This window comes from Streptomyces sp. NPDC001980 (assembly GCF_040296885.1).
Taxonomy (GTDB): Bacteria; Actinomycetota; Actinomycetes; order Streptomycetales; family Streptomycetaceae; genus Streptomyces.
This window is the reverse complement of record NZ_JBEOYD010000081.1, coordinates 1-21,512: the sequence shown is the minus strand read 5'-3', so window position 1 is coordinate 21,512 and position 21,512 is coordinate 1. Positions and strand designations below refer to the sequence as shown.

Sequence of the window (21,512 nt, the reverse complement as noted above, 5' to 3'; positions counted from 1 at the left end):
CCGGACCGCTTCGACCCCGACCGGCCGGACAACCAGCACCTCGGCTTCGGCAGCGGCATCCACCTCTGCTTCGGCGGCCCACTGGCCCGCCGCGAGGCCCAGATCGCGCTGACCGAACTGGTCCGCCGCCTCGACCGGCCCAGGCTGGTCGCCGACCCGCCGCCGTACCGGCCCAGCCCTGTTCTTCGGGGTCCGATCCATCTGGACGTCGAGCAGGGCGACGGTTGACGCGGCAGCCGAGGGCAGTCGGAAGGGCGCGTCGCGGGCGGCCCGGCCGGCTCTGCGTTCGACAGCACGCCGCGACCCTCGCATCTCTGGTGAGGCCGAAGCCCCAACTCGTGTTCAGCTCCCGACGAGGACTTCGGACCGGCCCGCGTCAACGCCCGGGCGACGTAGGGCTGTCCCCGACCTCACGGGCGTCGAGCGTGGCTTCTCCGGGCGGGGCCCGGCTGAACCTCCGGAGTGGGCGCTGCGTATGAATTCCACGGGGACAGTTCTGGCTCTGTGCCACGGGACGGAAGGAGAGCACGGTGCCCACACCGCCCGCGTCCGACGCACCGGACGACCGGACCGCGCTGGAGCCCATCCGCGTGCTGCGCATGCGCAACACCGACGCGCTGGCCCAGCTGCTCGACGACATACGCCAGGACGAGGACTACCGCGGCCACGCAACCGTGACCGCGCCCGTCCCCCACACCGCGGCCGACGGCGAGACGGAGGAACTCCTGCCTGTCCCCGGCGGCAGGACGGAACAACTCCCCGTACTCGACGGCGACACCCGCCCGCCGCGTCCCGTGGACCGGCCGCGCCTCGGGCCCGGACAGCGCCGGGCGGCCGTGGTGATCGCGGTGGCCGCGGCGGCCGTCGTCGGCTTCGGCTGCTCTCTCCTGATCCCCGGCCCTACCGAGGCCACCCCGACCGCTCCCTCGGCGAGCGCGTCGACCGCTCCGGTCTCGGCGACCCCGACATCGGCCGCCCCGAGCGCGACCGGGGTCGCCGACGTCCTGGCCAACCCCGGCTTCGAGTCGGGCGGCCTCTCGCCGTGGAACTGCGCCGGGAACCCGGGCTCGATCGTTTCCTCCCCCGTCCACACGGGCTCCAAAGCCCTCCAGGGGACGGTGAGTTCGAGCGACACCGGGCAGTGCGACCAGACCGTCGCGGTACGGCCGAACACCACCTACTCACTCAGCGGCCGGGTCCGCGGCTCCAACGTCTACCTGGGTGTGAACGGCGGCGCCTCCACCTGGGCCACTTCCCCCTCCAGGTTCAGCCCACTGACCGTCTCCTTCACCACGGGCGCCTCCCAGACCAGCGCGACGATCTACGTGCACGGCTGGTACGCGCAGGGCGACTACTACGCCGACGACATCACCCTGAACGGTCCCGGTGGCGGTCACGCCTAGAGCCCCCTCTCCATCCACTTCACCTCTGCCGCGGTGGCGGGGCGCCGTCCGCGAGCGCCGGCGAGCAGTGGCGTGCTCCGCCCGAACGCCGTGAACCACCGTGCCGATGCCCGGAGGGTGCGTCGACCAGCCGCCGATCACGCGGACGGGGCGTAAGGGTTCCCTTGGGATGCCGGCGGGCCGCCCCACCACACACCTGGCGGCGGAACAGGAACCCAGTCCGGACCGCGGTGAGCCAGCCACCACCTGCCGATGGTGTGGAACTTCTCCTCGAAGCTGCGATCCCAGCTGAGGAACCCGGTCGTCGGCGCCCGCAGGCGCGTGTGGCGGCCGCCCGCTTCATAGATCGCGACGGTCCGGCTTCCGAGGACCGACTCGACCCGGATGGCCTGGACGTTCGACCACAGGATGGTCCGGCGCCGGAGGCCGTGCACGATGGCCGCCGATGGTGTGAGAGTGACCCCGAACCGCCGCGAGGTGATCAGCACCAGGGGCAGCAGGACACCCCAGATGAGCAGTCCCGGGACAAGTGCGAGGTCGAACGAATCCCCCTCCAGCCAGAACAAGGTCTGGGAGGCCATGACGACACCGAATCCGGGCAGCGGGGGCAGCAGGACCTGGAGGCTCGTCAACCGGTATCGGATGTGTTCCGGCGGCGTAGCCGCGACCTGCGATTGCTCCACCAGTCCCCCGCCCCTCGCACCCTGCAGCCTGCAGCCTGCACCGGCCCTTCGGCGCCAGGACAGCATGGCGGACCAGGGGGAATGCTGTCCATGTGCGCAGCAAGGCAAGGGGACTGCGGACGCCACGGGGACGAGCGCATGATGATGCAATGACTTCCTGGCTGAGCACCCGGAGCACCTGGCTGTGCGTACTGCTCTTGTGGGCGGTCACACTGCCCACCGCCCTGCTCGGAATCGCGTTCGACCGAGCCGTCCTTGAGCACCCCCCTCTCGAGCCCTTCGCCTCCCATCTCCCGATGGCAGTGGGCGGCTCTTTCTTCGTCGCGGCCGCCGGCGCCGGGGGGATGCGTCGTCGCCGACGCCGGCAGGACCGATGAGGTGGAGCCGGCACGGCGGGCGTCACGCCGGGGTCGGGGCCTCTGCGGTGGGTGGCTTGTGGGCGGACTGCTGCCGGGCGCGCAGTGCCACCAGTGTGGCGAGGCCGGCCGCCGCCGCTCCGGCGAGCATGGCGGCGCGGTCGCCGACCGCCATGCTGGTGTGGCCGGTCCGGTCCACGGCGTCGGCGATGGCCGGGAGCAGCGCCGCCCCCAGGGCCGCGCCCAGCTGGCGGCTCATGTTGATCACGCCGCCCACCAGACCCTGGTCCTGGTCGGCGACGCCGGAGCTGGCGGTCACCATGCTTCCGAACGCCGTGCCCGCGGTGCCGAACCCGACCAGGACCACTGCCGCCAGCGTCGGACGGTAGCCCCCGCCCGACGGCAGCTGGGTCAGGACCACGAAACCGGCGGTGGCGGCGAGGGCGGTGACCACCAGCACGCGCTGGATCCCGATGCGTCGGGCCAGCCGGGCACCGAGCAGACCGGTCGCCAGGCCGACGATGCCCTGCGGGGCGATCACCAGGCCGGCCGCGAGCGGGGACAGGTGCAGGACTTCCTGGAGGTACACGGAGAGCACCAGCATCTCCCCGCCGTTCCACAGGCCGAGCAGCATCATCATGGTGCCGGCACTGCGCAGCCCGCGGGCGCGCAGCAGCGCGGGCCGGACGAGCGGATCGGCACGCCGTTGCTCGACGGCGAGGAACGCCAGGAACCCCAGGACCGACAGGCCGAGCGGAAGCAGCACGCCGGCCGATCCCACCCCGGTGACACCGGCCTGGGAGACGGCGTAGACCAGCGCGGCGACGGCCCCGGTGATGAGCGTCGCGCCGACGGTGTCCAGGTGCCGCCCGGCCCGGCTCAGCCTCGACTCCCGCAGGAGACGAGGGGACAGCAGCAGGGCGGCGAGCCCCACCGGGACGTTCACCAGGAACACCGAGCGCCAGCTGAAGAACTCCACCAGGACCCCGCCGAGCACCTGCCCGGCGACGAAGCCGATCGACGCCGTCGCCCCGTACAGGCCCAGCGCGCGGGTCCGCCGCGGGCCCTCGGGGAAGCCCGTGGTGATCAGGGAGAGCGCGGCGGGCGCGACCATCGCGGCGCCGCAGCCCTGCACCATGCGCGACGCGATCAGCAGCAGCGGATCGTGCGCGAGCCCACCGGACAGCGAGGCGGCGGTGAAGACGCCGATCCCGACCATGAACAGGCGCCGCCGCCCGTAGAGGTCCCCGGCCCGCCCGCCGAGGATCAGCAGCCCGCCGAAGGTGATCGCGTAGGCCGTGACCACCCACTGCACCGACGCGGCCGAGATGCCGAGTTCGTGCTGGATCGATGTCAGCGCGACGTTCACGATGCTGAAGTCGAGCACCACCATGAAGGCCGCGACGAGGATCAGCGCGAGTCCCAGTCGGTGGTGCTCGGTGTGGTCGCCGTGCTCGGTGCTAGGGGCCACTGCCCTGCCACCGAGCGGTGTCGGGCCCTCCCGTGGGTCGGCTCGGGTGGCCGACGGGGCGGATTGCGCGGTCATCACAGGGTCCTCTCACGTACGGGAGCCTGGTCAGGCGGTGGTGTACACCGCGGCCAGATCGTCGTCGGCGTGCCGTTCCGCGGCGTGCCGCCAGCGCGGCAGCAGCGCCTGGGTGAGGGCGAGTTCGGTGCCGCTGGCCTGTGCGGCCTGCACCGCGAGCTCGGCGTCCTTGAGCGCGTGCCTGAGTGCGAAGGCGGGGGTGAAGTCGCCTGTCAGCATCGTGGCGGCCTTCTGCATGGCGTACGGCGACCCGAGCGGCGTCGACTGCAGCAGGTCCACGATCGCGCCGGGGTCCAGGCCGAGCCGGCGGGCGAAGGAGAGGGTCTCCGCGGTGGTCTCGGCGAGGTCCACGAGCCAGTTGTTGAGGACCAGCTTGGCGCTGGTGCCGTTGCCGGCCGGGCCCAGCCAGACGGTGGCCCTGCCGAGCGCGCCGAACACCGGGGCGAGCTGGGTGCGCCTCCGGTCCGGCCCGCTGGCCAGGACGACGAGCTGTCCGGCCCGGGCCGGGCCCTCGCTGCCGGAGACCGGGGCGTCGACGAACGTCACCCCGTGGCGGGCGGCGGTGCGCGCCAGCCGGGCCGTCCAGTCCGCTCCGATGGTCCCCATCTGCACCCAGACCATCCCGGGGGCGGCGGCCAGGAATCCGTCCGGTCCGGTGGCCGCCTGTTCGGTGGCGGGACCGTCGGCGAGCATGGTGATGAGGATCCCGGCGCCCCGGACGGCATCCGCCGGGCTGGGTGCCACGGCGGCACCCGCGGCGGCGAGGGGTGCGGCCCGGTCGGCGGTGCGGTTCCACACGCGTACGTCGAAGCCGGCGCGGACCAGGTTGGCGGCCATCGGGCCGCCCATCCGCCCGGTGCCCAGGAACGCGATAGGCGGCGTAGCCACCGCCTCGGGGCGGCGGGCGGGGTCGGATGCGGTGTGCTGTCGTTCGGGCAGGTCGGTGCTCATGGCGTTCCTTCCGGAGTGGGGCCGCCGACCGTCACCGCGGTCGTCCGATACGGGGTGGGCCTCGGTGACGGAGGCTGGTGGTTCGACTGATTCGACGGTCTCAGCCGCGGAACGCCACTGGTAGTGGCCTCGGGGTTGCCGGGATACAAGCCGGGCTTGTACCGCGCCCCGGGGCGCGCCGACTCTGTCCAGGCCCGCGCACAACGGTGACGACGGCGGTGACGGCCTACGACCCGCTGCCCGCCCCCGGCCGACGGGTTCGTGCGCCGCGGCGTTCCTGGTCCTGGCGGTTGAGGATGTGGGCGATCAGGTCGCGGGCCGCGCCGATGGGCGGGCTGGTGGCGCCGTCCCAGACGGCCCGCAGGGTGCGGCGCAGGTCGAGTTCCGGTGTCCGTACGGCGACGAGCCGGCCGTCGGCCAGGTCGTCGGCGACGGCGAGTTCGCTGATGACCGCCGGCGCCGCGCCGGTCAGCGCGGCCGCCCGGATCGCCGCGGTGGTGGACAGCGACAGCGCGGCCGGCGCCTGCTCGGCCCCGGGGCCGAGCACGGCGGTCAGCGCGGCCGCGAAGGTGTCCCGGGTCCCGGAACCGGCCTCCCGGCTCACCAGCGGGGTGCCGGCCAGCTCGGCGGCGCCGACGGGCCGCGGGCGGGCCCATGGATGCCCCGGGGCGACGACGACGGCGAGGCGGTCGTGGCCGACGGCCCTGCCGTGCAGCCCGGCCGGCTGCTGTGGGCCCTCGGTGAAGCCGATGTCTGCGATGCCGTCGGTGACGTGCGTGATGACCATCGCGGTGTTGGCCGAGGTCAGGACGATCTCCGGGGCGTTGCCTCCCTCGGGGGTCTCCGCGCGGAAGGACGCCAGCCAGCCCGGCAGGAGCAGCTCGGAGATGGTCGAACTGGCGCTCACCCGGAGCCGGGTGCGCTGTCCGGTCCGCAGGGCCGCGATCCCGGCGTCCATGTCGGCCGCGACATCCAGCAGCCGGGCGGCCCACTCCGCGAGCATGACGCCTTCGACGGTCAGGGTGGACCCGCGCGGGGTCCGGTGCACGAGGGTGACCCCGGTCTGTTTCTCCATCGCGCGGATCCGCGCCGAGACGGCCTGCTGGCTCACCCCGGCCTTCCGGGCGACGCTGTTCAGGCTGCCTTCCCGGGCGACGCCGAGCAGCAGTTCCAGCGCGGCCAGGTCGGGAACATGCGTGCTGAGCACCATGCCGGCCCTCCCAGCTGCGAGCCAGGTTTGTTCCCGTCCAGCGTACGACCGCCACCACGGGCGCCCCAGCCGGTCGCCCGGCCCGCGCCGTGGTCACTTGCCGGGCGAGTCCCCGCGGGGCGCGACGATGTCCAGGACGGCCATCATGCCCATGTCCTCGTGGTTGAGGATGTGGCAGTGCACGACGGTCTTCCCGGTGAAGTCGGTGTAGTGGATGCGGAGGACCGCCTTGCCGCGCACGGGCACGTCGATGGTGTCGTACCAGCCGTGGGACGGGTCGTGGGCCTTTCCGTTGATGCTCATGAGCTGGAAGTCGTTGGTGTGGATGTGGAAGGAGTGGGTCTCGTCCGAGTCGTTGCGGACGGTCCACTCCTCGACGGTGTCGAGGGTGCCCGTGAAGTCGGTCCGGTGCGGGTCGTACATCCGGCGGTTGATGTAGTACTTCGTGCCCGCCTTGTTCTCCGTGAGGACGACGGTCCTGCGGGCCGCGATCGTCGCGTTGCTCAGGTCCTCGTGCGGGGCGATGTCGGTCGGCAGGGTGGCGCGGTGTACGGGCGTGCCGCCGGTGACGACGGTGGCGAGGTCGGCCCGGGGGAACTTGTTTCCGCCCGGGCCGGTGTCGTACCGCAGGGTCTCCAGCCGCGTGACGCCGGGCGGGCCGCCCTGGACCAGGACGTCGAAGCGCGCTCCGGCCGCGATCACGATCGTGTCCTGGTCGTACGCCTTGCGGACGGGGATGCCGTCCTGGGCGATCACGCGGAAGCGGGAGCCCTGGAGGTGAAGCTTGTAGTAGATGTTGGCCCCGATGTTGGCGAGCCGCCAGAGCTGGGTCTCCCCGGGCCGGATGCGGATCACCGGGTTCTGCTGGCCGTTGACCGTGCGGTTCGTGGGCGCCCCGATCTCGAGGTGGTGTGTCTTGATCGAGTCGCCCTCGACCTGGAAGTCCTTGAACGCGATCGTGTGCTCGGTGATGCCGCGCAGGGACGGGGGCAGGTGCTGCTGGAGGCCCTCGACGACGATGACGCCCGACTCGCCGCCCGCGACCTGCGGGGCGGACGTCATGTCCGCGTGCGAGTGGTACCAGAACGTGCCGGTCGGATGGTTGAACGGCAGCTGGTACCTGTAGTGGTACGAGTGGTTGTACTTGATGGCGATGAAGACGTCGTCGGAGGGGCTGCGCGGCGAGACGTGCAGGCCGTGCGTGTGCACGTTGGTGTCGGCGTCGATGCGGTTGGTCATCGTGAGGTCGATGCGGTCGCCGGGCCGTACCCGCAGAGTGGGCGGCATGTACGCCCCGTTGTAGGTGGTGGCGTACAGCCGGCGGTCGCCGACCTGTACCTTCCGGCGTTCCACCACGATGGCCGCCTTCAGGAGACCGTTGCGGCTGACCAGTTCCGGCGGGTCCTGCAGCCGCGGTCCGGCCGGAGGATCGTGGCCGGCCTCGGGCGCGGGCTGCCGGGTGCCGGAAGGGTCCCCGGCCGGTGTCAGGTCCCCGCACCCGGCCAGCCAGCCGGTGGCGAGGAGCAGACCGGCGACCGGCAGGGCCGGTGCGAAGCGGATGCGGGACCGGGTCACGTCTCTCCCAGGGAAACCGAGCTCAGCCGGAATGTAGGAGGAATGTAGGAGGGGGGACTCCGCCGCTCGGCGTGCCACGCGCACGGAGCAGCGACAAAACCACTTCGGGCAGCGGGGCTTCCACACGGATGGCGGCAGCAGCCCCGCTGCCCGGACACCAGGACCCGGATGGTCAGATACTCAGCGCGATCGCGGCGCCGATGCCGCCCGCACCGAGCGCGACGGCGGCCGGGAACCAGCCGCCCGAGCGCCAGGGGAAGAACCGGTCGAGGGACAGCCGGCCGGGGCCGATGGCGGTGAGGGCGAGGGCGACGATGCAGATGGAGACGCTGTACTCGACCCCGCTGTTCTGGATCCACAGGCCGTGGGCACCGCTCACGGTCACCATGGCGTTGATCATCACACCGATGACGGCCGCGGCCGCCAGCGGCGTGAGCAGTCCGACCGCCAGACCGAGGCCCCCGCCGAGTTCGGAGAGACCGCCGATCACGGCGAAGACCTTGCCCGGGTGGTAGCCGAGGGTGTCGAAGCTTCTGCCGGTGGCCGCCAGGCCCGGCCCGCCGAAGATGCCGAACAGCTTCTGCGCACCGTGGCCTGCCAGCAGCAGTCCGAAGGTCAGCCTGATCAGCAGCAGTCCGCACTCCGCGGCGGACAGTCTGGGCACCGCACCGGCGGCACGCGTCTCGCCCGGCGGGCCCGAGGTGGTCCCGGCCGCCGTATCGGCGGGCCTGCGGGCCTGCGCCGCGGGGGCGCGTACCTGGGTCAGTGACAAGGCGTGGGTTCGACCGAGGGGGTGGAAATGCAGTGCACGCATGACAATGCCTTCACGAGTCGGGACAAGCTGTCCGCCCGCCGTGCAGCGGGCCTCCCCCGTCGTCCAGCATGGCGCCGCTTCCATGTCATATCCACTAAAATGTCGAAATATGAACTATTGCGAATAGCAATAACCGGCTCGGTCGGCGGGCCCGCGGTCACCCCCCGGCGGGCACGGCGTGGATCGGCGGCCGTGGGGGCATGGCGACGGGATACAAGCGGCGCCATGGAGACGCGCGGTGACTGCCCGTCAGGGGGGCCGAGGTCCGTACCGGACGCGGGCTGGGCGCTCCACTGGAAGTGCCGCGACATGCCGTCAGTCGACTGCGGCGCCGTCGTGGCTGGTCGCGCAGTTCCTCCCCCAGCCTTCGGCCACTTTCATGCGGAGCGCTTGCGAGATGCAGCCGTCTTCTTGGCAGTCGCCTTCTTCGCCGGCGTCTTCTTGGCCGCGGACTTCGCGGCCGACGACGTGACGGCGGTCGACTTGGTGGCAGTGGCCTTGGCGGTGGTGGACTTCGCGTTCGCCGCCTTCTTCGCCGTTCTGGCCGCCGCAGGCTCGGTCGTCGCCGTCTTGGCCGCCGCCGTCCTGGTCGCCGCCGTCTTCTTCGCCGTCGTCTTCCTCGCCCCGGACGCGGACTTCTTGCTCGGCAGCGGCGTGACCTCCGCCGCCTCAGCCGCCGACCCCGCCGCCTCCTCAGCCCCCTCCCCTCTCGACTCCTTCGCCGCCCGCACGCTCTTCTCCAGGGCCGCCATCAGGTCGAGGACCTTGCCGCCCTTCGCCGGCTCGGGGGCCTCCGGCGGCGTCTCACCGGAGGCCTTCGCGGCGATGACCTCCTCCAGCGCCTCCCGGTACTCGTCGTGCAGGTCCTCCAGGTCGACCTCGCCGAGGGTGTCCATCAGGGCGTCCGCGAGGTCGAGTTCCTTGTCGCGGACGGTGACGTCGGCGTCGGGGGCGACCCCCTCGGGCGCGCGGACCTCGTCCGGCCAGAGCAGGCCGTGCATGGCGATGGCCTCGCCGACCACCCGGAGCATGCCGAGGCGTTCGCGGCCGCGCAGGGCGTACTTCGCGATGGCCACCTTGTTGCTGCGCTTGAGGGCTTCGCGGAGGAGGGTGTACGGCTTCGCGGCGGGGGCCCCGGAGGCCGCCAGGTAGTACGCCGCGTCCATCTGGAGCGGGTCGATCCGGTCGGCCGGGACGAACGCGACGATCTCGATCGTGCGGGCGGTGGGGATGGGCAGGTGGGTCAGGTCCTCGTTGGTGATCGGGACGATCGTGCCGTCGGCGTCCTCGTACCCCTTGCCGATCTCCGACTGGGTGACCTCACGGTCCTCCAGCTCGCAGAACTTGCGGTAACGGATGCGGCCGTTGTCCTCGGTGTGGACCTGACGGAAGGAGATCGAGTGGCTCTCCGTGGCGTTCACCAGCTTGATCGGGATGCTGACGAGCCCGAAGGAGATCGCGCCGTTCCAGATGGATCGCACGTGCGGCTTCCCTCCGTCCGAATGCCAGGATGTATATGAGATTGTCATCGTATGACGCCGATCACAGAGGTGGACGGGCGAAGGGTCGCGCTCAGCAATCTGGAGAAGGTGCTGTATCCGGCGACCGGGTTCACCAAGGGCGAGCTGCTGCACTACTACGCCACGACCTCCGGGGTCCTGCTGCCGCACCTGCGGGACCGGCCGGTCTCGTTCCTCCGGTACCCGGACGGTCCTGACGGCCAGGTCTTCTTCACCAAGAACGTGCCGCCGGGTACGCCCGAGTGGGTCACGACCGCAGAGGTGCGCCGGTCGGAGGGGGCGGCCCGGATGGTGCTGGTGCAGGACCTCGCCAGTCTGATGTGGGCGGCGAACCTGGTCACCGAGTTCCACACGCACCAGTGGCGGGTGGGGACGCCGGACGAGGCCGACCGGATCGTCTTCGACCTGGACCCCGGCGCGCCGGCGACGGTGGTCCAGTGCTGCGAGGTCGCGCTGTGGCTGCGGGAGCGGCTGGCGGCGGACGGGATCGAGGCGTACGCCAAGACGGCCGGGTCGAAGGGGCTGCATCTGCTGGCGGCGGTGCGGGGGGCGTCCAGCGAGCGGGTGAGCGAGTACGCGAAGGGGCTGGCGGTGGAGGCGGAGCGGGCGCTGCCGCGGCTGGTGGTGCACCGGATGACGCGGAGTCTGCGGCCCGGGAAGGTGTTCGTGGACTGGAGCCAGAACGCGGGGCGCAAGACGACGGCCACGCCGTACACGGTGCGGGCGCGGCGGGAGCCGGCGGTGTCGGCGCCGGTCACGTGGGAGGAGGTCGCGGAGTGCCGGGCGGCGGGGCAGCTGGTGTTCCGGGCGGGAGACATCGCGCCGCGCGTCCAGGACCACGGGGACCTGCTGGCTCCGCTGCTGGACGCGGGGCGCGCGGCGACACTGCCCTGAAGGCCACCGGTGCCCCTGTAGGCCTGTAGGCCCCTGACCTGTAGGGCCCCGAAGGGGCTACACCCTCCCCCACGTGTTGCGGTCCCGTGCCATCGCGTGCAGGGCCTCCACGTCCGCCGGCTTGAGGACGCCGCCCAGGCGGGACAGGGTGTCCAGCTCCCGGTCGCGGAGGATGTGGACCTCGCGCGGCGGGGCGGTCAGCCTGACGTCCGCCGGTTCGGTCAGGGCCAGCACCGGACGGACCTCGGCGGTGAGGGCGTACGAGGCCCGGTCGGCGTCCGCCCGCAGGCGGCGCAGCAGCGGCTGGGGGTCACGGCGGCCCAGCGTGATCATCGGGTCGGCGACCAGGACCCTCTGCTTGCGGGCGTAGAGGGAGTGCACGCAGAACAGGCCGCCCGGCCCGATCAGCAGGTGGTGCAGGCGGTCGCCGCCGGGCAGCGGTACCGAGTGCAGGGTGTGCCAGCCGGCCCCGTCCAGGCGGTCCAGGGCGTCGCCGACGGTCTGTTCCGCGGTCAGGGCGCGGCGGCGCGGGTCGGGGCGCAGCCGGTGGGCCGGACCGGGATCCCGGTCGAGGGCGACCAGCAGCGCCTCGCCGGGGCGGTTGGGCGCCAGGTCGTCGTCGGGATGCAGGGTCAGCCGCGCCAGCTCGGCGGGGGTGGGCACGGGTGGCGGGCCGATCGTGACCGGGCCGGTCAGGAACGGCCTGAGGGTCTCCAGTACATCGTCCCGCCGCTCCTCGCTGAGCAGGTTGACCCGGCCCGCCTCCCGGTCGTACCAGGCGATGTTTCTTCCGTCCGTGAGGCATACGTACAGTCGCTCCTGGCCGTGCCGCCAGGCCGGCACGACGCGTAGTCCGCTCATTGCGTCATCACCCCTCGACCATGGGAACAGGCGGGGTGCTCCAGGGGCAAGAACCCCGCTACCTTTGACAGGGGTTGGCGCGCGCAGCGGGGAGGCGCCGGGTGCGGATCCGTGGTGAGCAGTATGACGTACCGGCTCCGGACAGTCCCTGGAGCGAGGTGCTGCCCGGGTTGTGGATGGGCGGCCACGAGTTCCGGGCGCGTTCGGGGCGGCTGGAAGCTGCCGTGGTGCGGGACGAGTTCGATCTGGTGCAGAGTCTGCTGCGGCTGCCCGGGCACGGTCCGGCGGCCGGGGTCGAGCACCATGTGTGGCCGATACCGGACGGGCCGCTGGACGGCACCCAGCTGGCGGGGGTGATGCGGCTCGCGCGGGCGGCCAGCGAGGCGCTGGACGCGGGGCGGTCGGTGCTGGTGCGCTGCTACAGCGGGTACAACCGGTCGGGGCTCGTGGTCGCGCAGGCGCTGGTGCACCAGGGGCGTACGGCCGAGGAGGCGATCCGGCTGGTACGGGCCCGGCGCTCGCCCTGGGCGCTGCACAACGAGCTGTTCGTGGCCTACCTGCGGGCCGGTCTGTCCACCGCCCGCCTCCTGGAGGACCTCGCCGAGTAGCCTCTCCCCTGCACCGGCGGCCCCAGGCGCAAAAAGGACTTCCCTACAAATCTGCGAATAAGGTGTACGGGGCCTCCCCCGCCCACCGACCCCGCCAGAGCCAGAGCCAGAGCCAGAGCCAGGAGCAGCGTGCCAGCCCGTCGTCCCGTCCGTACCGCCGTGACCGCGGTCGCCGTCGCCCTGCTGGCGGTGACCGCGGCCGGCTGCGGCGACTCCGGCGGGCTGCGCGGGGCCGGGGCGGCACCGACCGCGGTCAGCCCCGCGAAGCTCTGGCCCGACCTGCGGCCGGCGTCCAGCCCGGCCTGGCCCTACGACGAGGGCAGCAAGGAGACCGTGAAGGGGATCACGGTTCCCGGCGACGACATCCGCCGGGTGGATCCGGTGGCCGTCGTACGGGCGGAGATCGCCTCGGACCCGGCGGACTACGGGTCCAAGGGGGCGTACCACGAGACCGCGGTGCGGATGGAGGAGTGCACGGCGGGCGGCGGCGGGGCGCGCTGTCCGCTGCTGAAGCCGTACTACCGGGACCTCACCGGGGACGGGCGGGACGAGCTGACGCTCGGCTTCCGGCTGTATCCGACCAACCAGACCGCGCTGCGCGTGTACACCGTCGAGAAGCGCCGGCTCGAACAGGTCCTCGACGACGACGACGCGATCATCGGCGTCGAGCTGGCCGGGCGGACCGTGATCGTACGGTCGCCGGCCGGGATCAGCGGGTACGAGTACCGGACGACGTGGGCGTGGGACCCGGAGCGGAAGGCGATGGTGTTCTCCCGGGACGAGTTCCTGCGCACCGGCAAGGGGCACCACACCCACCGGCCGATGCCGTCGGCCTCGGCGGGCACGCGATGAGGCTTCCGCGCTGGGCCGGGACGCTGGCGGCGAAGTCGGCCGCGTTCATCACGGTGATGTGCTGCGCGCTGGCCGCGCTGCTCGGCGTCCTGGTGCACGTGTCGGTCACCGACCAGACCGTCGCCCAGGCCCGCGACCAGGCGCTGACCCGGCTCACGGAGGCGACGGCCGCGTACGAGGCGGGGGACGCGCTGCCGCGGGGCGCCCGCGTCGACCCGCGGGGGCTGCCCGCGCAGCTGCGGGCGCTGGCGCTTTCCGGGGACCGCGGCACGATGGTCGCCCAGGACGACGGGCACCCCACGATGTGGGCGGCGGGCCCGGCCGATCAGCACCGGGCGCTCGCGGTGGCCGTCGACTACTCCCAGCAGGCCCGCACCATCGCCGGCCTGGACAGCTCCATCCTCTGGTCGTCGGCGCTGGCCATCGGGGCGACGCTGCTGGTCGGCGCGTTCGCGGTGACCCGGGTGAGCCGGCGGCTGCACGGCACCGCACAGGTGGCCCGGCGGATCAGCGCCGGCGACCTGGACGCCCGCGTGCACGACCCCCGTACCAAGGATCCGACCCGCCCGCAGGACGAGGTGGCCGCGGTCGCCGCCGCGCTGGACGGCATGGCCGCGTCGCTGCAGAGCAAGCTGCTGAGCGAGCAGCGGTTCACGGCCGACGTGGCACACGAGTTGCGGACGCCGCTGACGGGGCTGCACGCGGCGGCGGAACTGCTGCCTCCGGGGCGGCCGACGGAACTGGTGCGGGACCGGGTGTCCGCGCTGCGCACGCTCACCGAGGACCTGCTGGAGATCTCCCGCCTCGACGCGGGCCGGGAGCGGCTGGAGACGGACGCGGAGGCGCTGGGCACGCTGGCCGAGCGGGTGGTGCGGGCGTCCGGGACGGAGACCGAGGTGAAGGTCGTACGGGACGTCTGGGTCGAGACGGACCGGCGGCGGCTGGAACGGGTGCTGGGGAACCTGGTCGCCAACGCGCACCGGCACGGGCGGGGGCCCGTGGTGCTGACGGTGGAGGGGAACGAGGTCACCGTGCGGGATCACGGGGACGGCTATCCCGAGTACCTGGTGGCACACGGCCCGCAGCGGTTCCGGACGGAGGGCGGGGCCAAGGGGCACGGACTGGGGCTGACGATCGCGGTGGGGCAGGCGGAGGTGCTGGGGGCGCGGCTGTCGTTCGCCAACGCGATCGACGGCGGAGCGGTGGCGACGTTGACGCTCCCGTAGGGGCGGTGCGGGTGGTGCGCACGGCTGCGGGTGTGTGCGGGTTGTTCGCGCAGTTCCCCGCGCCCCTGAAAGAAGGGGGTGCTGCAGTGCGCCCCCTTCAGGGGCGCTGGGGGTCCCCCGGCCGAAGGCTGGGGGAGGAACTGCGCGACCAGCCCCCACCGGCCGGCACACGCACCACTCCCCTCGCCCCCCCCTTCGGCTCACTGCAACAGGCGCCCCCCCTCACACCCCTCCTAGCGTGGCGAATAGCCAGTCCGCACCGACCGCCCGCCGGAGGCCCCATGCTCCCCCGCAGCTTCGCGATAGCCGCCACGACCACCGTCCTCCTCACCCTCTGCGGCACCGCCCCCGCCCTCGCCGACGACGGCTGGGGCAGCAGCGATCCGGTGGCCGGCCAGGTCGACGACCCCTACGACGACGGCCGCCTCGACGGCGTCGGCAACACCGGCGGCACCGGCGGGACGACCGGCACCGACGACTTCGACTTCCTCGGCCCCGGCGGCCCGGACGACCCCGGTGACCCCGCCCGCGACAACGACGCCCTCGGCCGTACGCCACGCTGGAGCTGACCCACAGAACACTCGACTCACACTATTTGGGTAAGTTCCGGACATGACCAAGGCCGGAACCACCCTGGCGGCGACCGCGACCCCCACCTCCGCCGTACGCCTCCCCCGGCGCCGTGGCATCGAACTCGCCCTGATCGTGCTGGCCGTCCTGCTCTCCGTGTACGGCTACTGCGCGGTCGGCCTGGCAAAGACCGGCACCGTCCCGCCCGGTGCCGCCGGTTACGGCGCCGGCCTCGGGATCCTCGCGCTCGTCGCCCATCTCGCCGTACGCTTTCGCGCCCCGTACGCCGACCCGCTGCCGCTCCCGATCGGCGTGCTGCTCAACGGACTCGGCCTGGTCCTGATCTACCGGCTGGACCTGCAGACCCCCGGCGACCGCGCGGCCCCCGCCCAACTCGTCTGGTCCACCCTGGGTGTCGGCCTGTTCATCATGGTCGTGCTGATGCTCCGCGACCACCGCGTGCTCCAGCGCTACGCGTACGTCTGCGTCGCCGCCGCGCTCGTCCTGCTGCTCCTGCCGATCCTCTTCCCGGCCGTCAACGGGGCCCGGATCTGGATCAGGGTCGCCGGATTCTCCATCCAGCCCAGCGAGTTCGCGAAGGTGCTGCTCGCGGTGTTCTTCGCCGCGTACCTGGCGGCCAACCGCAGCGCGCTCGCGTACGCGGGCCGCCGGCTGTGGTTCATGCAGTTCCCGACCGGCCGGGTGCTCGGCCCGATCGTCACCATCTGGCTGGTGAGCGTCGGCGTCCTGATCCTCGAACGCGACCTCGGCACCTCGCTGCTCTTCTTCGGCCTCTTCGTCGTCATGCTGTACGTCGCCACCGGGCGGACCGGCTGGATCGCCGTCGGCCTGCTGCTCGCCGTGTTCGGCGCGGTCGCCGTCGGCCGGCTGGAACCGCACGTGCACGGCCGTATCGAGGACTGGATGCACCCGTTCGCCTCGATCGACGCGGGCCGGGGACCGAACCAACTCGCCCAGTCCCTCTTCGCGTTCGCGGCCGGCGGGGTCCTCGGCACCGGACTGGGCCTCGGCCACTCCATCCTCATCGGCTTCGCCGCCAAGTCGGACTTCATCCTGGCCACCGCGGGCGAGGAACTCGGTCTCGCCGGGCTGTCGGCGATCTTCCTCCTCTACGGTCTGCTCGTGGAGCGCGGCTACCGGGCCGGCCTCGCCCTGCGCGACCCCTTCGGCCGGCTCCTCGCGGTCGGGCTCGCCTCGATCATGGCCCTCCAGGTGTTCGTGATCGCGGGCGGGGTGACCGGGCTGATCCCGCTGACCGGCATGGCGATGCCGTTCCTGGCCCAGGGCGGCTCCTCGGTCGTCACCAACTGGGCGATCGTGGCCCTGCTGATCCGGGTGAGCGACTCGGCCCGCCGCCACTACGACGGACAGGTGGCCCCATGACCACCGGGTACGGCCGCCGGCAGGCCGGCACGGCCAGGTACGTCCGGCGGGCCCGCGCCCTCTGCGCCCTGCTGCTGTTCGCCCTCCTCGTCAACGCCGCCCGCGTCCAGGTCGTCCTGGCGCGGCAGTACGACGACAGCCCCGCCAACCGCCGCAACTCGATCGCCCGTTACGGCCTTCCCCGCGGCGACATCCTGGTCGGCGGCGTGCCGGTCACCGGCTCCCGGGACAGCGGGGAGCAACTGCGCTACGAACGCACCTACCCGCAGGGCCCGTTGTACGCCCCGGTCACCGGCTTCGCCTCCCAGCTGTACGGCACGACGTTCCTGGAGCACGCCGAGGACGCAGTGCTCTCCGGAACCGACCCGATGCTGGCGCCGTTCCCGCTGTGGAACGACACGAGCCGGGCGGTGAACCCGGGCGGGAACGTCGTCACGACCCTGAACCGGTACGCCCAGGAGGCCGCCTACCGGGGGCTCGGCTCGCGCAAGGGCGCGGTGGCCGCGATCGAACCGGCGACCGGCCGGATCCTCGCCCTGGTCTCCACCCCGTCGTACGACCCCTCCGAACTGTCCGGCAACGGCGAGGCGGTGACCTCGGCCTGGGCGCGACTGAACGACGACCCCGAGAAGCCGATGCTCAACCGGGCGGTACGGCAGACGTATCCGCCGGGCTCGACCTTCAAGGTGGTGACCGCGGCCGCCGCCCTGGACGCGGGCGTGGTCACCGACCTGGACACGCCGACCGACTCCCCCGACCCCTACCGGCTGCCGGGCACCACGACCCGGCTGACCAACGAGGGCGACGGCTGCGCGGACGCCTCGCTGCGGGCGGCCTTCGAGTGGTCCTGCAACACGGTCTTCGCGAAGCTGGGCGTGGACGTGGGGGCGGCGCAGATGACGGCGACGGCCCAGGCGTTCGGCTTCAACGACACCCGGCTGCACATCCCGTTCACCGCCGCGCCGAGCACCTTCGACACGAGCGTGGACAAGGCACAGCTGGCCCTGTCCTCGATCGGGCAGTACAACACCCGGGCCACGCCGCTGCAGATGGCCATGGTCGCGGCGGCGGTGGCGGACGGCGGGCTGGCGCGACCGCCGTATCTGGTGGAGCGGACCGTGCGGCGGACCGGCGAGACGGTCGGCATGGGCGGCGCGGGGCCGGTACGGCAGGTGATGAGTGCCGCGACGGCCATGCGACTGAAGGAACTCATGGTCGACGTGGTCGAGGAGGGCACCGGTGCGAACGCGGCGATCCGCGGCGCCACGGTCGGCGGCAAGACCGGCACCGCGCAGCACGGCATCGGCAACTCCGGGGTGCCGTACGCCTGGTTCGTGTCCTGGGCGCAGGCGGACGACGACCTGGAGCCGAAGGTCGCGGTGGCGGTGGTGGTCGAGGACGCGGCGGCCGACCGCGGGGACATCAGCGGCGGCGGGGACGCGGCGCCGATCGCCCGGTCGGTGATGCGGGCGGCGCTCGGGTTCTGAGACGCGAAGTCAGCAAGTCGTGCGCGGGGGATTGACCGGCTTGCTGACAAGCGGTCTCATAAGAGCCGACGACGTTGTACCCCCGGGTAACGAGGTGAGGGAGCCATGACGACCCTGACGGAAGCCGACGCGGTCGACGGACTGCGGGACGCGCTCGGCCTGCTCAAGGACCGCGAACAGGTGGCCGAACGGCTGCTGGTCTCCTCCGCGAAGCACTCCTTCGACCCGGACAAGGAGCTGGACTGGGACGCGCCCTTCGAGGAGGGCAAGTGGTTCTGGCCGCCGGAGCTGGTGTCGCTGTACGGCACGCCGATGTGGCAGCGGATGAGCGAGGAACAGCGGATCCTGCTCTCCCAGCACGAGGCCGCCGCGCTGGCCTCGCTGGGCATCTGGTTCGAGCTGATCCTGATGCAGCTGCTGGTCCGGCACATCTACGACAAGGCGGCGACGACCGCGCACGTGCGCTACGCGCTGACCGAGATCGAGGACGAGTGCCGGCACTCGAAGATGTTCGCGCGGCTGATAGCGCGCGGTGACGCGCCCTGGTACCCGGTGAGCCGCGCCCACCAGAACCTGGGCCGCCTCTTCAAGACGATCTCCACGACCCCCGGGTCCTTCACGGCCACCCTGCTCGGCGAGGAGGTCCTCGACTGGATGCAGCGGCTGACCTTCCCGGACGAGCGGGTCCAGCCGCTCGTCCGCGGGGTCACGCGGATCCACGTGGTCGAGGAGGCCCGGCATGTGCGGTACGCCCGCGAGGAGCTGCGCCGGCAGATGGTGACGGCGCCGCGGTGGTCGCAGGAGTTCACGCGGGTCACCTCCGGCGAGTTCGCGCGGGTGTTCTCGGTCGCCTTCGTCAATCCGGAGGTCTACACGAACGTGGGGCTGGACCGGCGGGAGGCGGTGGCGCAGGTGCGGGCGAGTGGGCATCGGCGGGAGGTCATGCAGACCGGCGCGAAGCGGCTGACCGACTTCCTGGACGACATCGGCGTTCTTCGGGGGGCGGGGCGGCGGTTGTGGAAGAGCTCGGGGCTGCTGGCTTGAGATTCGGGTGCGGGTTGCGTTGTGGCTGGTCGCGCCCACGCGGCGGAGCCGCACATCGGATACAGCCCCGCGCCCCTTCAGGTGGCTGTCGGGACTGTCGGCTGTGAAGTTCCGAAAGCTTCGTCCGAGCCCTCCGCCGCCGTCTTCGGGATCACCGGGGGCGTGTAAGTGGCGAGGGACCCGGCCTTCGGATCCGGGCGTACCGCGCCCAGGATCGGATTCGCCGCGATCGGGGAGACCTTGATCTTCGCGCCGGGACGGGGGGCCTGGACCACCCTGCCGTCGCCGAGGTAGAGGGCCACGTGGGTGGCCTCGGGGAAATAGACGACCAGGTCGCCGGGGCGCAGGCGGTTCAGGGGGACGTGGGGCAGGTCGGCCCACTGTTCCTGGCTGGTGCGCGGGATGGGGGTGCCGGCGTGGTCCCAGGCCTGTGACGTCAGGCCCGAGCAGTCGTACGACACCGGGCCCGCCGTGCCCCACTGGTACGGCTTGCCCAGCTGCTGCACGGCGTAGCGCACCGCGCGGTCGCCTGCCGGGGAGGGGGGTGGCGTGGCGGTGCCCAGGGCGCCGGACGTGGTGAGTGTGCGCTGGGCGTCCGCCGTCTTCGTCTTCTCCAGGTCGGCGAGTGCCGTGAGCTGGTCGGGGGTGAGGGAGACCAGCATGCGCTCCACGTCGGAGAGGCGGGTGCGGACCTCGTCGCGCTGCTTCTTCTGCTGCTCGGCCAGGGCGAGTTGGGTGTCGAGCGCCGTGCGGGCCCGGCGGGCCAGGTCGGCCTGGTTCCGCTCGTCGTCCGTCAGGCGGCCCACCGTCTTCGCCCGCTCGCGCGCCAGCTCGCCGATGACGTGGCCCTCGTCGAGCGCGTGCTGCGGGTCACGGGCGAGCAGCAGCCGTACGTACGGAGAGAGCGCGCTGGCGTTCTGGTACTGCTGCCGGGCCAGCCGGCCCGCCTCGGTCCGGCTGGCGTGCAGGGAACGCCGGGCGATGGCCAGCTCGCCGTCCAGGCGGGTCGCCTCTGCGCGCTGCCGCTGCAGCCGTTCCGCCGTCGCGTTGTAGGTCTCGGTGGCCTGTTCGGTCTGCCGGTACGCCTGCTGAAGGTCCGTCAGCAGCTCGGCGACCGGTCGCGCGGTGTCGGGTGCGGCGAGTGCGGGCAGGGGCGCGAGGACGGCCTGGGCCGCCGCCACCGCGGCCGTACAGGCCAGACGCAGGAACCTTCCTGACACGTCATCACCTCCGATGCGGGACGGTCTCTCCGTTCCACATCGCGATGATCACGTGATTATCAGATGTGTATGCGTGGTCCGCGCGGCACATGTGCGCCGTTCGGCGCAGTTATGTCACCCCTCGGTGTCCTCGGGCCTCCGGGCCGGGTCCTGCTTCGACCACGGCCACTTCGGCCCGCCGCCGGCGCCCTTGCCCGTCGGGTCGTACTCGTACTTCCAGCCCTGGGACAGGCCCAGGCGCTTGCTCTGCCCCCGGGACACGCGGCGGTAGACCAGGACGGTGGGCGGGCCGCCCGCCGGGTCCGGGACGGGGATGCGGTACGTCTTCGGGGGGTGGCCGGTCATGCCGAGCAGCACGGGCAGCACCCGCCCGTCCATGGGGCCGCCCTCGAAGGGGGTGTCCTGACTCTTCACGGCACCAGTTTCAGCCATCCGCCGCGAGGGCGTCGACGAGGGCCGCGGTCTGCGGGTCGCGGCGCGCGGTCACACTGAGCACGGCGACGAACTGGTCGACCAGCCAGTCCCGCAACTCCTCGACCGGCGGCTGCTTGTCCTCGTCGAGCCAGATGAGGGAGGCCGCCTCGACGGCGGTGATCCACATCCGGACGGTCATCCGCAGCCGGGGACCGGGGTCGGCGACGTCCAGGTGGCTGAGAATGTGCTGCGCGGCTGCCCGGCGTACGCCGTCCACGATCGCCGTCGTCCGCGAGGTCTCCACCACGCTGCCGCCCTGGAGCAGAGCGCTGAAGCCGGCGTCGTGCTGGTCGACGAAGGCGAGGTAGCGGTCGAGGGCGCGGGCCAGCCGGGGCAGGAGGGGGCCCTCACGGGGCTCGTCGAAGCAGTGTTCGAGTTCCTCGGCGGCCGACCTGAGGGCGGCCTCGTAGAGCTGCTGCTTGCCGCCGGGGAAGTAGCGGTACACCAGCGGGCGCGAGACCCCGGCCGCCTCCGCCACGTCGTCGAGCGACACCTCCTCCGGCGCGCGGTGCGCGAAGAGGGAGAGGGCCGCGTCGAGCAGCTGGCTGCGCCGCTCCTCGACGGACAGCCTGCGGTAGGCGGGGGTGGCGGCCTGCGGGGTCATGCGATCAGCGTATGCGGTCAGCCGAGGGTGCGGCGACGGGTACCGGCCGTGGTCGGGTGCGGCGCCGTCGTGGTTGCTCGCGCAGTTCCCCGCGCCCCTAAAAAGAAGGGGCGCTGCAGTGCGCCCCGTTAGGGGGGGGGGGAACTGCGCGCCCACCCCCCCCGCACCCCCCGCCGAAAAACCGCCAGCCCGATAAGGGGGGAGATAGGA

At 72.5% G+C, this 21,512-nt stretch carries 20 protein-coding genes and 1 pseudogene; 10 read left to right on the top strand and 11 right to left on the bottom strand.

Annotation, left to right across the window (positions count from 1 at the left end; translation table 11 throughout):
* Nucleotides 1-228, top strand: a 228-nt coding sequence (locus tag ABT137_RS49890; protein WP_351720468.1) for a cytochrome P450, incomplete at its 5' end; no start/stop codon positions are given.
* A 767-nt stretch (nt 229-995) separates the two neighbouring features.
* Nucleotides 996-1,394, top strand: a pseudogene (locus tag ABT137_RS49885) (carbohydrate binding domain-containing protein); the annotation flags it as partial.
* Between the two features lie 146 nt (nt 1,395-1,540).
* Here the strand turns inward: ABT137_RS49885 and ABT137_RS49880 are convergent.
* The 7 genes from ABT137_RS49880 to ku form a co-directional block, all read right to left on the bottom strand.
* Nucleotides 1,541-2,035: a hypothetical protein gene (locus tag ABT137_RS49880; RefSeq protein ID WP_351720466.1), complete on the bottom strand. Its 495-nt coding sequence runs from the start codon at nt 2,033-2,035 to the stop codon at nt 1,541-1,543.
* A 450-nt stretch (nt 2,036-2,485) separates the two neighbouring features.
* Nucleotides 2,486-3,988 carry an MFS transporter gene (locus ABT137_RS49875; RefSeq protein ID WP_351720464.1) on the bottom strand — a complete coding sequence of 501 codons (1,503 nt, stop codon included), beginning with the start codon at nt 3,986-3,988 and terminating at the stop codon, nt 2,486-2,488.
* 30 nt (nt 3,989-4,018) lie between these two features.
* Nucleotides 4,019-4,939: an NAD(P)-dependent oxidoreductase gene (locus ABT137_RS49870; protein ID WP_351720461.1), complete on the bottom strand. Its 921-nt coding sequence runs from the start codon at nt 4,937-4,939 to the stop codon at nt 4,019-4,021.
* 226 nt (nt 4,940-5,165) lie between these two features.
* Entirely contained in the window at nt 5,166-6,149 is a 984-nt protein-coding gene (locus ABT137_RS49865; protein ID WP_351720459.1) for a LysR family transcriptional regulator, read from the bottom strand.
* A 93-nt stretch (nt 6,150-6,242) separates the two neighbouring features.
* Nucleotides 6,243-7,724, bottom strand: coding sequence for a multicopper oxidase family protein (locus ABT137_RS49860; RefSeq protein WP_351720457.1), 1,482 nt, complete (start codon nt 7,722-7,724; stop codon nt 6,243-6,245).
* Nucleotides 7,725-7,896: 172 nt separating this feature from the next.
* Nucleotides 7,897-8,388 (bottom strand): DoxX family protein, encoded by a 492-nt coding sequence (locus ABT137_RS49855; RefSeq protein WP_351720469.1) that lies wholly within the window; start codon nt 8,386-8,388, stop codon nt 7,897-7,899.
* Between the two features lie 527 nt (nt 8,389-8,915).
* Nucleotides 8,916-10,019 carry a non-homologous end joining protein Ku gene (gene ku, locus ABT137_RS49850; RefSeq protein WP_351720455.1) on the bottom strand — a complete coding sequence of 368 codons (1,104 nt, stop codon included), beginning with the start codon at nt 10,017-10,019 and terminating at the stop codon, nt 8,916-8,918.
* Nucleotides 10,020-10,070: 51 nt separating this feature from the next.
* Between ku and ligD the strand changes: the two genes are divergently transcribed.
* The gene (ligD, locus tag ABT137_RS49845; protein WP_351720453.1) at nt 10,071-10,952 is read left to right on the top strand and encodes a non-homologous end-joining DNA ligase; all 882 of its coding nucleotides are present in this window, start codon (nt 10,071-10,073) and stop codon (nt 10,950-10,952) included.
* A 57-nt stretch (nt 10,953-11,009) separates the two neighbouring features.
* Here ligD and ABT137_RS49840 read toward each other — a convergent pair whose 3' ends face one another.
* The gene (locus ABT137_RS49840; RefSeq protein ID WP_351720450.1) at nt 11,010-11,813 is read right to left on the bottom strand and encodes a nuclease-related domain-containing protein; all 804 of its coding nucleotides are present in this window, start codon (nt 11,811-11,813) and stop codon (nt 11,010-11,012) included.
* Nucleotides 11,814-11,914: 101 nt separating this feature from the next.
* Between ABT137_RS49840 and ABT137_RS49835 the strand changes: the two genes are divergently transcribed.
* From ABT137_RS49835 to ABT137_RS49805, 7 genes are all read left to right on the top strand, one after another.
* Nucleotides 11,915-12,421, top strand: coding sequence for a protein-tyrosine phosphatase family protein (locus ABT137_RS49835; protein ID WP_351720447.1), 507 nt, complete (start codon nt 11,915-11,917; stop codon nt 12,419-12,421).
* Between the two features lie 129 nt (nt 12,422-12,550).
* Entirely contained in the window at nt 12,551-13,273 is a 723-nt protein-coding gene (locus ABT137_RS49830; protein WP_351720445.1) for a hypothetical protein, read from the top strand.
* Nucleotides 13,270-14,499: an ATP-binding protein gene (locus ABT137_RS49825; protein WP_351720443.1), complete on the top strand. Its 1,230-nt coding sequence runs from the start codon at nt 13,270-13,272 to the stop codon at nt 14,497-14,499. The genes ABT137_RS49830 and ABT137_RS49825 overlap by 4 nt, the downstream gene beginning before the upstream one ends.
* 281 nt (nt 14,500-14,780) lie before the next feature.
* Nucleotides 14,781-15,068: a hypothetical protein gene (locus ABT137_RS49820; RefSeq protein WP_351720440.1), complete on the top strand. Its 288-nt coding sequence runs from the start codon at nt 14,781-14,783 to the stop codon at nt 15,066-15,068.
* Between the two features lie 43 nt (nt 15,069-15,111).
* Nucleotides 15,112-16,473 carry an FtsW/RodA/SpoVE family cell cycle protein gene (locus tag ABT137_RS49815; RefSeq protein ID WP_351720438.1) on the top strand — a complete coding sequence of 454 codons (1,362 nt, stop codon included), beginning with the start codon at nt 15,112-15,114 and terminating at the stop codon, nt 16,471-16,473.
* Nucleotides 16,470-17,960: a penicillin-binding transpeptidase domain-containing protein gene (locus ABT137_RS49810; RefSeq protein WP_351720437.1), complete on the top strand. Its 1,491-nt coding sequence runs from the start codon at nt 16,470-16,472 to the stop codon at nt 17,958-17,960. Before ABT137_RS49815 ends, ABT137_RS49810 begins: the two co-directional genes overlap by 4 nt.
* A gap of 105 nt (nt 17,961-18,065) precedes the next feature.
* Nucleotides 18,066-19,004, top strand: a complete 939-nt coding sequence (locus tag ABT137_RS49805) for an AurF N-oxygenase family protein (RefSeq protein ID WP_093499118.1) — start codon at nt 18,066-18,068, stop codon at nt 19,002-19,004.
* A gap of 77 nt (nt 19,005-19,081) precedes the next feature.
* Here ABT137_RS49805 and ABT137_RS49800 read toward each other — a convergent pair whose 3' ends face one another.
* The 3 genes from ABT137_RS49800 to ABT137_RS49790 form a co-directional block, all read right to left on the bottom strand.
* Nucleotides 19,082-20,224, bottom strand: coding sequence for a C40 family peptidase (locus ABT137_RS49800; protein WP_351720435.1), 1,143 nt, complete (start codon nt 20,222-20,224; stop codon nt 19,082-19,084).
* A 114-nt stretch (nt 20,225-20,338) separates the two neighbouring features.
* Nucleotides 20,339-20,638 (bottom strand): DUF8847 domain-containing protein, encoded by a 300-nt coding sequence (locus tag ABT137_RS49795; RefSeq protein WP_351720432.1) that lies wholly within the window; start codon nt 20,636-20,638, stop codon nt 20,339-20,341.
* A gap of 10 nt (nt 20,639-20,648) precedes the next feature.
* Nucleotides 20,649-21,302 (bottom strand): TetR/AcrR family transcriptional regulator, encoded by a 654-nt coding sequence (locus tag ABT137_RS49790; protein ID WP_351720430.1) that lies wholly within the window; start codon nt 21,300-21,302, stop codon nt 20,649-20,651.
* Nucleotides 21,303-21,512 lie beyond the last annotated feature (210 nt).

Excerpts from the sequence above, each read along its gene's own strand:
- ABT137_RS49875 (WP_351720464.1), bottom strand. The coding sequence starts at position 3,988 with ATGACCGCGCAATCCGCCCCGTCGGCCACCCGAGCCGACCCACGGGAG.
- ABT137_RS49870 (WP_351720461.1), bottom strand. The coding sequence starts at position 4,939 with ATGAGCACCGACCTGCCCGAACGACAGCACACCGCATCCGACCCCGCC.
- ABT137_RS49865 (WP_351720459.1), bottom strand. The coding sequence starts at position 6,149 with ATGGTGCTCAGCACGCATGTTCCCGACCTGGCCGCGCTGGAACTGCTG.
- ligD (WP_351720453.1), top strand. The coding sequence starts at position 10,071 with ATGACGCCGATCACAGAGGTGGACGGGCGAAGGGTCGCGCTCAGCAAT.
- ABT137_RS49840 (WP_351720450.1), bottom strand. The coding sequence starts at position 11,813 with ATGAGCGGACTACGCGTCGTGCCGGCCTGGCGGCACGGCCAGGAGCGA.
- ABT137_RS49825 (WP_351720443.1), top strand. The coding sequence starts at position 13,270 with ATGAGGCTTCCGCGCTGGGCCGGGACGCTGGCGGCGAAGTCGGCCGCG.
- ABT137_RS49820 (WP_351720440.1), top strand. The coding sequence starts at position 14,781 with ATGCTCCCCCGCAGCTTCGCGATAGCCGCCACGACCACCGTCCTCCTC.
- ABT137_RS49815 (WP_351720438.1), top strand. The coding sequence starts at position 15,112 with ATGACCAAGGCCGGAACCACCCTGGCGGCGACCGCGACCCCCACCTCC.
- ABT137_RS49810 (WP_351720437.1), top strand. The coding sequence starts at position 16,470 with ATGACCACCGGGTACGGCCGCCGGCAGGCCGGCACGGCCAGGTACGTC.
- ABT137_RS49805 (WP_093499118.1), top strand. The coding sequence starts at position 18,066 with ATGACGACCCTGACGGAAGCCGACGCGGTCGACGGACTGCGGGACGCG.
- ABT137_RS49790 (WP_351720430.1), bottom strand. The coding sequence starts at position 21,302 with ATGACCCCGCAGGCCGCCACCCCCGCCTACCGCAGGCTGTCCGTCGAG.